The sequence below is a fragment of the Rathayibacter sp. VKM Ac-2801 genome (assembly GCF_009834245.1).
In the GTDB taxonomy this organism is placed as follows: domain Bacteria; phylum Actinomycetota; class Actinomycetes; order Actinomycetales; family Microbacteriaceae; genus Rathayibacter.
Map to the genome: position 1 here is coordinate 3,075,563 of NZ_CP047183.1, position 12,411 is coordinate 3,087,973.

The following is a 12,411-nucleotide window of genomic DNA, read 5'->3' on the forward strand; positions in this document are numbered from 1 at the left end:
GGCCCCGCTCCGCCGAGCCGGACCCGGGACGGAGCGACGGACGGATCCCGGAGGACCGCCCCGCAGGTCAGCGTCCCCAGGCGTCGACGAGCAGCGGACCGCGGACATCCCGGAGCCGGTCGACCAGGCGGTCCGCCAGCGCGGCCGTGACCCCCGTGGCGACCAGGTCGTGGGGGCCGAGCGGCAGCAGCTTCCCCGTGCGGATGCGCACCACCTCCCACCCGGCGGAGCGGAGCGCGCGGTCCTTCCGCCGGTCGGCCTCCTCGCGATGCCCGACGTGCTCGAGACCGTGACGGCCGGTGGAGTCGTACTCGATCGCGATGCGCAGCTCGCCGAGCACCAGGTCGGGCCACGCCTCGCAGTGCTCGAAGAACGGCCGCGCGAGACGGACCGCCGTGTGCGCCGGATCGAAGACGAGCCGCTCGGCGAGGAGCGCCCGGAGCCGAGCCTCGACGGCGGAGGCGGGAGGAGGCGCGCACCGGCTCGCGAAGGGCTCGCCGACGGGGAGGTCCGGCGTCTTCGGGCAGACGCGGGCGGGCCGGGGTCGGGAGCGCGCCGGGCGGGCGGCGGGCCGCGCGGGCGGGACCGCGGCCGGAGCGGCGAGAGCGGCGGACGAAGCGGCGGAGGCGGCGGACGGAGCGGTGGGAGGGGCGGATGGAGCGGCGGAGGCGGCGGGAGGGACGGGCGGAGGAGTCGACGAAGCGGCGGGCGACGAGGACACGCGGCCGCTGGGCGACGCGGACGTCGCGAGCCCTCGCGTGATCACGGCGGGCGGCGCCAGGAGGACGAAGGAGCCCTCGTCGGGGGCGGACGTCGGCGCGAGCACCTCGGCGAGCCGACCGCCGATCATCGGCGCGGCCCGGGGCAGGCGCGGCGAGGCGAGCTCGGCGCAGTCGGGGCACCAGGAGGAGCGGCGCCGCTCCCGGCCGGGACGGTGGCGCTGCTCCTCGGGAGTGGCGACGAAGACGTGCCCGGCGTCGCAGAGCCAGCACAGGTACACGTCGGCCGCGGGCGGGATCTGGCTGAGCACGATGCCCTCGTTGTACTCGGGCCGGTACTGCCGCACCAGGACGGGGTAGGACGCCCACGCCTGCCGGTAGGTGCCGACCGGGTAGGGGACGTCGGCGCCGCGCGAGAACCGCCGCCGCTGCCACCACCGCCCGATCGCCTCCGCCACTCTCCGCACGCTACGCGCGACCACCGACGCGGAGCCGCGGCGCCCACGCCCCCAGGACGGATCCCGATACGCCCTCCGGCCTGCTCGATCAGCACAGGTCGCGCGGCAGCGACCTGCGCTCAGGCCGACCGCTCCCTGTCGTCCCGCACCGCACGAGCGCCTCGCGGAATCGAGAGCCGCACGGCGCGAGCGCATCGCGGAATCGCGTGCCGAGCGATTCCGCGCAGCGGAAGCGGGACGCTCCACCCGCGCAGCCACCCTCCTGGCCGACCGCTGCACGGGGCGGCGAGGACCCCCCGTGCGAAGAACTATGCGCCGTGCGCATCCTGTTCGTCGATGTCCGCGATCTCGGCCTCGTCCGGCTTGAAGGTCAGCGAGAACATGGCGATCGCGACGAGCACGACGATGAAGGCGACGCCGAACGAGATGAGCGCGACGACCGGCTCGCGGGTCGAGAGCATGACGACGAGGCCGACGAAGGCCGCCATCACCGCGGAGAAGCCGATGAGCTCGAGCGGGCGCAGGCGGTCCTTGCGGGTCGGCTGGAACGTGCGGGGCGTGAACTCGCCCGGGTCGCGCGGCGGGGCGGCGTCGGCCGCCGGGGCGCGGTCGGCGGGAGAGGCGGGGTCGGGCTGCTGGCCTTCGGCGGTCATCGGTCTCCTCCGGAGGTCGGTGTCGTGGGGGCGACGGGATCGTGTCCGGTGGCTGCGTCGGCGCCGGCGGCCCATTTGAGCGAGAACGCCGCGATGGCGAGGAAGACGGCGACCATCACGGCGTAGGCGCCGAGCAGGCCGACGGTGACGACGGGGTGGGGCGGGAGGAGTCCGAAGGCGGCGCCGAGGAGCATCGTGCCGATGCCGACGATCACGGAGTCGCGCGCGGCGAGGCCCTGACCGCGGCGGCCGCTGGAGAACTCGAGGAAGCCGGAGAGGAGCGCCCAGCCGGCGACGAGGGCGACGAAGGAGAGCAGGTTGGCGACGGGGAGCGCGACGAGCGCCGCGACGCCGGCGACCAGGGTGAGCACCGCGGAGCCGAGGGCGAGCGGGCGGGCCCGGCCGCTCCAGCCGCGGAGCCCGAGGGCGAGCGAGACGGCGCCGGTCGCGATCGCGAAGCCGCCGAAGACGGCGAGGCCGAAGGCGGGCCCGTGGTCGGGCGAGAAGGTGACGACGCAGCCGGCGACCGCCGCGATCACGGCGCGCGCGAGGGGCAGGGTCCACAGGCGGCGGTCGGAGTCGGCGGCGATGGCCACGGTCGAGCCTCTCTGGGATGGAGGGAGAAGGCGTCCGGGAGCGGACGGCTGGGCGCGCGACGGCACGGCGACGCGGACTCCAGCGATTTTACGCTCCCGCGGCTCCGCCCAGGCCCGGAGCGGGGCCCGGGGCGCGATCCGGGGCGAAGTCGCAGGCGGCTCAGCCGAGCCAGACCTCCTCGACCCGCGGGAACACGGCGTCGGCGGAGAAGCGCTCGCGGAAGCGCGCGCCGGCCTTCTCGACGACCTCGGCACGGGCGCCCTCGTCGGTGATCAGCTCGGTCAGCGCGGCGGCGAGGCCGTCCACGTCTCCGGGCGCGACCACCCGGCCGCAGCCGTCGCCGAGGACCTCGGGGATGCCGCCGACCGCGGTCGAGACGACGGCCGCGTCGCGGGCGAGGGCCTCGAGGATGAAGATCGGCATCGCCTCGTCGCGCGAGGGCAGGACGGCGATGGACGCCTCGTCGAGCAGGGCGAGCAGGCGGGCGTTCTCGAGCGAGCCGAGGAACTCGATCCCCGGGACGCCGCGGTCGACGACCTCCGGCTCGCGGATCGGGCCGGCGACCAGCAGGCGCCAGCCCTCCTTGCCCTGCACCTCCGCCCACGCCTTCTGCAGCACGTCGACGCCCTTGCGGTGGCTGACGACGCCGCCGAAGACGACGGTGCGGGTCTTCTCGCGCGGGGTGCCCTGCTCGAGCGCGTTCGGCACGAGGTGCACGCGGTCGGCGGGGACGTAGCGGCGGCAGATCGCCGAGGTCTCCTCCGAGAGCGAGATGATCTCGTCCGCGCTGCGCAGCACGTCCTTCACCAGGCGCGGGTGCGCGGCGGTGAAGGCGGCGAACTCGCTGCCGTGCAGGTGGGCGACCGTGCGCAGGCCCAGGCGGTGCGCGAGGCGCAGGAGGGATCCCTCGCGGAGGAACGAGCCGCGCTCCGAGAGGTGGACGACGATCACGCTGCCCGGCTCGCGGCGCGCGATCGCGACGATGCGGGCGGCGGCGCCGGCGGCCAGGCGGGCCGCGGCGACGTGCTCGCCCGGAGCGGTGCGGGAGGAGATCACTCGGACGTCGGAGCGCTCGAACGGCCAGCGCAGGTACCCGTTGACGACCTGCGTCATTCCTCCGGGGACCTCTCCGCTGCGCCCGACGTGGTACACCCGCGTCTTCGGGCCGGCAGCGGCGGCAGCGGCGGCCGGCCCGCTGCGGGGCGGCACGGCGAGCAGCGCCTGGATGTCGTCGCGGACGCCGCGGAGGCGTCCCCGGGCGACGAGCAGCTTCTCGAGCAGCTCGCTCCGGCGCGCGACCACGGCGGAGAAGGTCTCGACGCCGGCGGCGGGGGTCGTCCGGGACATGTCGACCGTGACGTCGTGGATCCCGATGGTCTCGAAGTGGCGCGAGGCCTTCGTCGACCCGTCCATCTGCAGGCTCACCGGGGCCGCGCCCTCGGTGAACGCCATGATGATCACGTGCAGCCGGTCGCTCATGGCGACGCGGGCCGTGCGGTAGAGCTCGCGCAGCAGGATCTCGTGCTCGTCGTGGGTGTGCGCCGGGTCCCAGTCGAGGATGTCCGCGTCCAGGTCGGCGGCGAGACGGCGGGAGCGCTCGGCGTCGACGGCGACCTGCGTGACGACGACGATGTCGAGGTCCTCGCGCTCGGCGAAGCCCTTGATCGCGGCCAGCCACTCCTGCTCGGGGTACGGGCGCGCGTCCACCTCGTGGTCCTCGCGGAGGGAGAGGACGAGCACGCGCCGCTCCTCGTCGGGCTGCGCGGCGAACGCCGTCAGCTCCGCGTCGCTCGAGCCCTCGCCGTAGCCGAGGTCGGGCATGGCGGCGCCGACGCGCATGTAGCCGGCCGTCTTGTCGTCGCGCCAGCGGGTGTAGCTCGAGAGCGCCATCGAGGGCCACATGATCGCGCGGGGCAGCGGAGCGAAGTTGCGGGTGCCGACGCCCGCGCGGATCACGCGGCCGCCGCCGAGGCGCACGAGGGCGATGCCCGGGAGCATCACGAGGTGCTCCTTCATCCCGATCAGGGTCAGCTGGATCTCGCCCGGCTTGAACACCGAGTTCGCCCGCCCGGCTAGGGCCTCGCGGGCGAGCGCCGCGTACCAGCGCAGGAGCGAGCGGTACACCGTGTCGTCCGGGCCCAGGCGCAGGCCGTCGTCGTAGCCCCACGGCGAGTGGCCCACGTAGACGTGGAGCGGACCCGACTCGCGGAGCCAGTCGAGGAGCTGGCGGCGCAGGATGATGTCGCCGATGTTCTCGTACTGGCCGCGGCCGACGGCGAAGATCGATCGGGCAGGTGTCACGGGCGGGCCTTTCGGAGGGGTTCGCATGGGGGTGACCGGTGCGGAGCGGGGAGCGTCGCGGGTCTCCCCGGTCGATCCTCCTGCCGCGCTGCCGTCGTGGGCCGGGCCGGCCGGGCTCCGCAGGAGCGGGCTCGGAGCCGATGGCGCCCCGGGCAGACTAGCGCAGGCCGGCTCGGCGGCTCGAGGAGGAGGGCGCGCGTCAACAGCCGGTGGTGACCAGGAAGGCCTTGAGGAACGCGCCCGTCTGGTAGACGTACTGGTTCACCAGGTAGTCCAGGCCCATCGGCTCCCCCGACGGCACCATCGAGAGCTCGCCGGAGTAGCAGCGCTCGATGATCATCTCGGCGCGGACGAGATGGGCGGCGTTGGTGATCACGATGACGTGGTCCCAGCCGTACTGCTCGGCCATGTCGCGCAGCTGCCGGGCCTCCCCCTGCGTGGTGAGGGGATCGGCTGAGTAGCAGAGGACGTCGCCGCCGGGCTCGTTGCACTTCTTGTACTTCTTGTCGTCGTAGGGCGCGTTCATCTCGCCGGGTCCGACCGAGAGCACCATCGTGTCCGTCGCTCCGGAGGTGATGATCCGGCGGGCGAACTCGACGCGCGCCCTCGTGGACGGGCCGAGCACGAAGACCGCGTCCGCCTGCTCCGGGATCGGGTCGATCGGAGGCGTGACGTAGAGCGGGATCCCGGCGCCGAACAGGGCGAGCACGACGAGGGGGACGAGCAGGAGTCGTCCGATCACGGTGCGCGCGCGGATCCGGCGGCGTCGCGGGCGCACCGGGGCGGGCGGGGTCGACGGGCGGTCGCCGGTCGCGGTCGTGGCCGTGTCCATCGCGTCCTCCCTCTCGTCGGGACCGCCGCTCGCCCGCGGCGGGTGATCCGCGACGCGGGTGCGACGACGATCACCAGTGGACAGACCATCATCGCAGTGTTTCGGCGCGGGGTCGGCCCGGTGAACGCCCGGTCAATTCTCTCGCCCAGCGGCCCGGCTGGGGGCCGTGTCCAGAGTCGCCGGATAGGGTCGCCGTTCCTCGACCGAGCAGCACTCCCCCTCGTCCGTACCGCGGACGGGCATTCCCGGAGTCCCTTCCCGATCCGACCTCCGCCCTCCGATCCGTCGTCGACCGCGCGTGTGACCGTCCCGCGTACACGCCGCCACGGCGGTTCGCCCGTCCTTCAGCGGAATCGCTGGTATAAGCCCGATCGCCACGCCCGAACGGGGCACTACAACCTGAATCCGTCTCATCCAGCCGCCAGTCGCGAGGCCCGTCTATAGCGTCGGGAGGACCAGCACCACCCCCTTGAGCAGCCCCCTCGAACCGCCCCCGACGCCCCCTCGAAGACCCGGAGCCGATCGTGAATCCTCAGACGACACCAGACCCGACCCGCCCTCGCCGACGACGCGCACGCCTCTCCCTCACCACGGCTCTGATCGCCGCTCTCGGCATCCTGGTCGCCCCTCTCACGGCCCCCGCCGCCTCCGCGGCCACCCTCGACCCGGGCGCCGGCCAGAGCACGCGGATCCAGGAGACGAACTCCTCGCTGACCTACAGCGGCTCGTGGCGCACGATGACGGGCGGCGACAGCGGCGGCGGGATCAAGTTCCTCAACAGCACCGGCTCCGTCTCGTTCAGCTTCCGCGGCACCGGCTTCAGCTGGATCAGCCGCACCACCGCCTCCGCCGGCATCGCCACCGTCACCGTCGACGGCGCGAGCACCTCGGTCGACCGGTACACGAAGACCACCGCGTACCAGGTCCCGGTGTTCACGAAGAAGGACCTCGCCGACACCGTCCACACGGTCAAGATCGCGTGGAGCGGACGGGCCAACAGCTCCGCGAGCGACAAGAACCTCGTCATCGACGCGTTCGACATCACCCGCGCGACCCCCGCCACCGAGGAGCCGACCGACGAGACCGGCGGCGACGACGGCCCCGTGCTCGACCCCTCCGGAGCGACCAGCCTCCTCGTGCAGGAGACCGACCCCGCGCTGCAGTACACCGGCTCGTGGAGGTCGATGGCGGGCGGCGACAGCGGCGGCGGGATGAAGTACCTGACCTCCGCCGGATCGGTGGAGTTCACCTTCGTCGGCACGTCGTGGCGTTGGATCAGCCGGAAGACCTCCTCCTCCGGCATCGCCGCGGTCTCGGTCGACGGCGGGCCCGTCACCAAGGTCGACCGCTACAGCTCGACCGCGCAGTACCAGGTGCCGGTCTACGAGACGACCGACCTCGCCGAGGGCACGCACACCGTGACCATCTCCTACACGGGGACGAAGAACTCCAAGTCGACCGACAAGAACCTGATCATCGACGCGTTCGTGCTCGCCGAGGACGGCCTCGCGACCGACGCCGTGGAGCTCTCCCCCCTGACCGACGGCTACACCGTGGCCTGGGACGCGCCGTTCAGCTCGCGGGTCGTCTCGTACGACGTGCGCCGCTCGAACGAGGACGGCTCCGGCGACACGGTCGTCGGCACGGTCGCCGATCCGGTCCGCCAGTACCGCGACGAGACCGCCGAGGCGGGACGCGCCTACACCTACACCGTGTCGGCCACCGACGACGCGGGGCGCGACTCGCGGCTGAAGGAGTCGGCGACCACCTCGGCCGACCTCCTCGACTCCCGCGACTCGCTGCTGGCGGCGTTCGACTGCCCCGCCGCCACCAAGACGGTGACGAACTCGGCGCAGCTCGTCACCGCTCTGGCCAACCCGCGCTCCGGCGACGTCATCCGCCTCGCCGACGGCGTGTACACCGGCAAGTTCGCCCTCCGCGGCACCGCCGCCCAGCCCGGCTCGATCTGGATCTGCGGCTCGCCCAACGCGGTCCTCACCTCCGGATCCACCTCGAGCGGCACCGCGCTCATCCTGAACACGGTGAGCGACGTGCACCTCGTGGGCTTCTCGGTCCGCAGCTCCTTCCAGGGCATCCAGGTGCTCGCCAGCAAGGGCGTCCAGATGGCCGGCCTGACGGTGAGCGAGATCGGCTACGAGGCGGTCCACTTCCGCAACCAGACCACCGACTCGCTGATCGTCGGCAGCACCATCCGCCGCACCGGCCTCGTCGCCGCCAAGTTCGGCGAGGGCGTCTACGTCGGCACCTCCGACCGCAACTGGTGCGAGTACAACAGCTGCAATCCCGACCGCACGGCCCGCATCGCGGTCGTGGACAACTCGATCAGCGACACCGGCGCCGAGCCGATCGAGGCCAAGGAGGGCACCCTCGACGGCGACATCCTCGGGAACACGGTCCTCGGCGGATCGCGGCTCGACTCGGACGTCGTCTCGCTGATCCTCGTCTCGGGCAACGGCTGGCTGGCCGCGGGCAACTCCGCCGCGGGCACCACCACCTACGGCTTCCAGGTGATCACCCGCGCCGACGGCTCGGGCAACGACAACACGATCAGCGGCAACCTCGCGCTGAAGACCCGGGACGCCGTGGTCTACCTCCACCAGCCGTCCAACTGGTCCACCAGCGGCAACTCGCTGAGCTGCTCCAACTCCGGGAAGGACCTGATCGGGAACGTGGCCTGCACGCCGTGACCTGATCCGCTCCCGCGTGGAACCGCCGCCGTCGTCCCCTCGACGGCGGCGGTTCTGCGTGTGCCCGCCTCCCGCCGACCACGCGCGAGCCGGTGGAGTCGCGCGCGACTGCCGCGACTCCTGCGCAGTCGCGGTGGCGTGAGCGGGCGTGGGGCCTCTGGAGCTCCGGAGGGACCGCGGACGGGACGGGGGCCGGCCGGAGCGCCCGCTCCCGTCGAGTACGCGGACATCGGCGGAGTCACGCGCGAGTACTGCGACTTCTGCGGACTCGCACCGCCGGGAGGGGCGAACACCACTCCGGAGCCGCGCGGGGACGGGGACCGGGGACGGGGATCTGGACCAGGACTCCGGACGGGGACGCCGCCTCCTCCCTAGTCCGCGGAAGTCGGCGTGCTCGTGGGAGTACCGCGACCTCTGCGGACTCGCGGGGTGAGCGGGCTCGCGGGCGCCGGAGAGGGGCCGAAGGCGCCGGCCAGGGGACGGAGAGGGGCCGGAGGCGCCGGCCAGGGGACGGAGAGGGGCCGGAGGCGCCGTCCATCCCCCGGCGGGCGCCGCACGGGCCCCGGACGCGGAAGAGCGCACCGCGGCCGGGGCCGGGGTGCGCTCGTCGCAGCGTGCGAGGACGCGATCAGACGATCGCGGGGGCCTTCTGCAGCTTGTGGCGGGCCAGGACGACCGCGCCGACCACGGGGGTGCCGGCGGTCTCGATCCAGTGGACGTCGGCGGCGGCCTGGGGCGAGTCGACCTTGCCCTCGATCAGGACGAGGACGGCTCCGTCGGCCACGCCGCGGAAGGTCGGCGACTGCTCGGTCGCGCCGAGGGTGCCGGTGACGATCAGGACGATGTCGTAGACCTTCTCGAGCTCCTCGACCAGCGCGCGGAGCGCGTCGGTCGGCATCGGAGTGCCGGCCTGGGCGCTGCCCGCGGGGAGCAGGTCGACGCGGTCGGTCGAGCGCTTGATGATCGCGTCGTCGAGCGAGGCGGCTCCGGCGAGCACCTCGCGCAGACCCGGGCGTCCGCCCGAGGCCGAAGCGAGAGCCGAGCCCTCAGCGGTGCCGTCCACGATCACGACGGACGAGCCGAGCACGGCCAGCGCCTTGGCGAGCAGCACCGCGCTGGCGGTGTGCGGGGTCTTCTCGGACGCCGGAGCGATCGCGAAGGAGGAGTACGAGCGGGTGCGCGCGATGGCGGAGAGCTCGAACGCCACGGCCGAGTAGCGGGCCGGGATCTCGGTCGAGTTCAGCATCTCGTCGAGCTTGGTGGCCTTGACCGGGACGATGCCCAGCAGCGGCCGGTCGATCGCGGAGCGGACGTCGTCGCCGCTGCGGAGGCGGCGGTCGAGGGCGGTCATCACGATCGCCACTCCCACGCCGACCACGGCACCGCCGAGGATGCCGAGCGCGAGCAGGACGAGGATGCCACCGGTGACCGGCAGCTCCGGCGGGAGCGCCTGGCTGAGCACCTGGAGCTGGATCTGCGGGACGGCGACGCCGTTCGTGGTGGTCGCCGGGTCGGCCCCCTTCACGGCCGCGTCGAGCTGGGCGGCGACCGCGTTGGCGATGACCGCGGCCTGCTCGGGCGAGGGGTCGGTGGCCGAGATCGTGATGACCACGGACTCCGGCTCGGAGAGGACGGTCACGCGCTTGGCGAAGTCCTCGATGGGCTCGTCGATGCCGAGGCCGTCGATGACGCCCTGCAGGACGGTGTCCGAGGTGCCGAGGGCGACGGAGGTGACCGTGGCCTGCGCGGCGGCGCTGTTGGCCGCGACCCGGTCCGCGGTCGAGAGGACCCCGGTGGAGGAGACCGCGACGTACACGCGTGCGTCCGCCTTGTACTGCGGGAGGAGGACGGCGTTGAGTACCAGGGCCGCCACGGCGCCGAGCAGAGCGAAGGCGACGATGTAGACCCACCTCCGGCCGATGCCGGCGAACAGTCCGTTCAAGGTCATGGTGTGTGGTGTCCCTTTCGTCGACTGCACCGGAGTGCAGGGGGTCTGACTGTAGCGTCGTGATGTGTCGTCCGCGTTGCGCGGAACCGGCCGCGAGGTTTCGCGCGGAAGCGGTGGATCAGAGGTGGGCCTGCAGGAAGGCGAGGATCGCCTTCTTGTTGTTCGGAGTGTTGTTCTGGAGCCCGTGGTGGCCGGAGCCGTCCACGCCGACCTCGGACGCCACTCCGGCGTCCTGCAGGGCGACCTGCATCGCGTCGGCCTGCTCGACCGGGACGAGCTCGTCCTCGGAGGTCAGCCAGATCTGCGGGGCGTCCGTGGAGTCGACCGAGCTGATCGGCGACGCGGGGACGCTCTGCGGGCAGGTCGTCGAGTCGATCTCGTCGCAGTCCAGGTAGGCGAGGATCTGCTCCTTCGCCTCGGGCACCGGCGTGCCCAGCGACATCCCGGCCTCGGTCATGTCGGCGACCGCCGAGAAGGCGACGACCGTCTTGACCCGCGAGCCCTCGGTGAGGGAGCCCTCGCCGAGCGTGCCCATGGTCGCTCCGATGATCGCTCCGGCGGAGCTGCCCATCACGCCGATGCGGGCGGGGTCGAGGCCGAAGCGCGTGACCTGCGCGGGCTCGCGCAGCCACTCGACGGCGGCCTGCGCGTCCTCGATCTGGCCCGGGTACCGGCTGTCCTGGAGGAGGCGGTAGTCGACGGAGACCGAGACGAAGCCGCGCTCGGCGTAGTACTCGCAGAGCTCGGTCATCCCGCCCTCGTCGCGGGCGCCGTCGACGAACCCTCCGCCGTGCAGCATCAGCAGCGCGGGGCGGTCGGTGCCGCCCTCGGTGGGGAGGCAGGCGTCGGCCTTCAGCGAGACGCCGTCGACCGAGCGGTACTCGATCGCCTTCTCCGTCGTGAAGCCGTCGGGCGTGCGGGCGGGCTCGGGCTGCGAGGAGCAGCCGGCGAGCCCGAGGGCGACGGCCACGACGGCCGCCAGGACTCCGGCTCTGCGTGCTCGTGTCGTCTTCACTCGTGGGACTCCGCTCTCTTCTGCTGGTAACTGGGTGAGGTGGCCGGCTCGTCGGCCGGGACCGCGGCGGGATCGGACATGACTCCGGGCCCGCGCGCCGGGACGGCCACGGGCTTGCGCCGCTTGCCGGGGCCGCCGAGAGCGGCCGGGGGGACGTAGATCCACTTGACCTTCGAGAGGTAGCGGGTGATGACGAGCGAGAGGACGACCGCCAGCACCATCACGACCAGCAGCAGCGGCACCTCGAAGCCGGCGATCTCGGAGCGGTCCTCGGGGAGGATCACCCGCAGGATCGTGATGCAGAGCACGATGATGTAGAGGTGCAGCAGGTAGATGTGCAGGCTGCGCTCGCCGCAGATCGTGAAGAAGTTCAGGAAGCGCACCCGGGAGAGGGCCCGCGCCACGAGGATGCCCATCGCGACGGCGGCCATCTGGCCGGCGAGGGCGAGGAACGGCACCCAGCGGATCGGGAAGAGGAAGAGCACCGCGCTAAGCACGACGAAGACCGGAGTGACGTAGAGGAACGCGCGGCTCCCCTTCTGCTCGACGAAGTCGATGATCCTCTTCGAGTAGAGCGTGCCCACCAGGAAGAAGACGAACAGGGCGCCGATGCGGTTCCAGCCCACGTTGGTCGTGTTGAGGAGACCGGTGGTGAACATCGTCCCCATCACCGCGGCGAGAGCGACCTGAACGCGGTGGTCGACGTTCCGCAGGAGCCACGCGCCGAGCGTGAAGAGGAAGAGTCCGTAGATGAACCAGTAGCTGCTGCTGGGCCAGAAGAACAGCAGGAGCAGGTTGAGGGGGTCGGTCGCGGGGAGCTCGCCGAGTCCGCCGTTCGCGAGCGGCACGATCAGGTAGAAGACCATGCGGATCACGGACCAGACCACGTAGAGCCAGAGCAGCGGGTACAGCCTGCGGCGCCAGAGGTCGCGGAAGCTCCAGGTGCGGATGCGTGAGCCGAAGAGGCCGGACACCAGGAAGAACAGGGGCATCGGGAACAGCTCGAACACGACCTTGATGCGGCCGAGAGTGTTCTCGACCCCGATGTCGCCGAGGTACAACGACGTGTGGTAGTACACGACCATCAGGATGGCGGCGCCCTTGGCGAAATCCACCCATTCGCGTCGGGCCCCGCCCGCAGGCTTCAGCAGCTTCATTCTCTCCCCCTTGTGCCCGGCCG

9 protein-coding genes are annotated in these 12,411 nt (G+C 72.6%); 1 reads left to right on the forward strand and 8 read right to left on the reverse strand.

Features of this window, described 5'->3' with window-relative positions; translation table 11 throughout:
* Positions 1-67: 67 nt before the first annotated feature.
* The 5 genes from GSU45_RS14420 to GSU45_RS14440 form a co-directional block, all read right to left on the reverse strand.
* On the reverse strand, positions 68-1,177 hold the full coding sequence (locus tag GSU45_RS14420; protein ID WP_159915931.1) for a hypothetical protein: 1,110 nt from the start codon (positions 1,175-1,177) through the stop codon (positions 68-70).
* Between the two features lie 308 nt (positions 1,178-1,485).
* Positions 1,486-1,830 (reverse strand): hypothetical protein, encoded by a 345-nt coding sequence (locus tag GSU45_RS17305; RefSeq protein ID WP_244248130.1) that lies wholly within the window; start codon positions 1,828-1,830, stop codon positions 1,486-1,488.
* On the reverse strand, positions 1,827-2,426 hold the full coding sequence (locus GSU45_RS14430; RefSeq protein ID WP_159915933.1) for a DUF308 domain-containing protein: 600 nt from the start codon (positions 2,424-2,426) through the stop codon (positions 1,827-1,829). The genes GSU45_RS17305 and GSU45_RS14430 overlap by 4 nt, the downstream gene beginning before the upstream one ends.
* A gap of 160 nt (positions 2,427-2,586) precedes the next feature.
* Positions 2,587-4,728 (reverse strand): glycosyltransferase family 4 protein, encoded by a 2,142-nt coding sequence (locus GSU45_RS14435; protein ID WP_159915935.1) that lies wholly within the window; start codon positions 4,726-4,728, stop codon positions 2,587-2,589.
* Positions 4,729-4,927: 199 nt separating this feature from the next.
* A complete protein-coding gene (locus GSU45_RS14440; protein ID WP_159915937.1) occupies positions 4,928-5,560 on the reverse strand; it encodes an ElyC/SanA/YdcF family protein in 633 nt (210 codons plus the stop codon).
* 524 nt (positions 5,561-6,084) lie between these two features.
* On the opposite strand from GSU45_RS14440, the gene GSU45_RS14445 reads away from it, so the two are divergent.
* Entirely contained in the window at positions 6,085-8,268 is a 2,184-nt protein-coding gene (locus GSU45_RS14445; RefSeq protein WP_159915939.1) for a hypothetical protein, read from the forward strand.
* A 628-nt stretch (positions 8,269-8,896) separates the two neighbouring features.
* Here GSU45_RS14445 and GSU45_RS14450 read toward each other — a convergent pair.
* The 3 genes from GSU45_RS14450 to GSU45_RS14460 all read right to left on the reverse strand — a co-directional run bounded on the left by GSU45_RS14450 (position 8,897) and on the right by GSU45_RS14460 (position 12,388).
* A complete protein-coding gene (locus GSU45_RS14450; RefSeq protein ID WP_159915941.1) occupies positions 8,897-10,216 on the reverse strand; it encodes a Wzz/FepE/Etk N-terminal domain-containing protein in 1,320 nt (439 codons plus the stop codon).
* Between the two features lie 118 nt (positions 10,217-10,334).
* The gene (locus tag GSU45_RS14455; protein ID WP_159915943.1) at positions 10,335-11,231 is read right to left on the reverse strand and encodes an alpha/beta hydrolase; all 897 of its coding nucleotides are present in this window, start codon (positions 11,229-11,231) and stop codon (positions 10,335-10,337) included.
* Positions 11,228-12,388: an acyltransferase gene (locus tag GSU45_RS14460; protein WP_159915945.1), complete on the reverse strand. Its 1,161-nt coding sequence runs from the start codon at positions 12,386-12,388 to the stop codon at positions 11,228-11,230. Before GSU45_RS14460 ends, GSU45_RS14455 begins: the two co-directional genes overlap by 4 nt.
* Between the last annotated feature and the right edge of the window lie 23 nt (positions 12,389-12,411).

Excerpts from the sequence above, each read along its gene's own strand:
- GSU45_RS14440 (WP_159915937.1), bottom strand. The coding sequence starts at position 5,560 with ATGGACACGGCCACGACCGCGACCGGCGACCGCCCGTCGACCCCGCCC.
- GSU45_RS14450 (WP_159915941.1), bottom strand. The coding sequence starts at position 10,216 with ATGACCTTGAACGGACTGTTCGCCGGCATCGGCCGGAGGTGGGTCTAC.
- GSU45_RS14460 (WP_159915945.1), bottom strand. The coding sequence starts at position 12,388 with ATGAAGCTGCTGAAGCCTGCGGGCGGGGCCCGACGCGAATGGGTGGAT.
- GSU45_RS17305 (WP_244248130.1), bottom strand. The coding sequence starts at position 1,830 with ATGACCGCCGAAGGCCAGCAGCCCGACCCCGCCTCTCCCGCCGACCGC.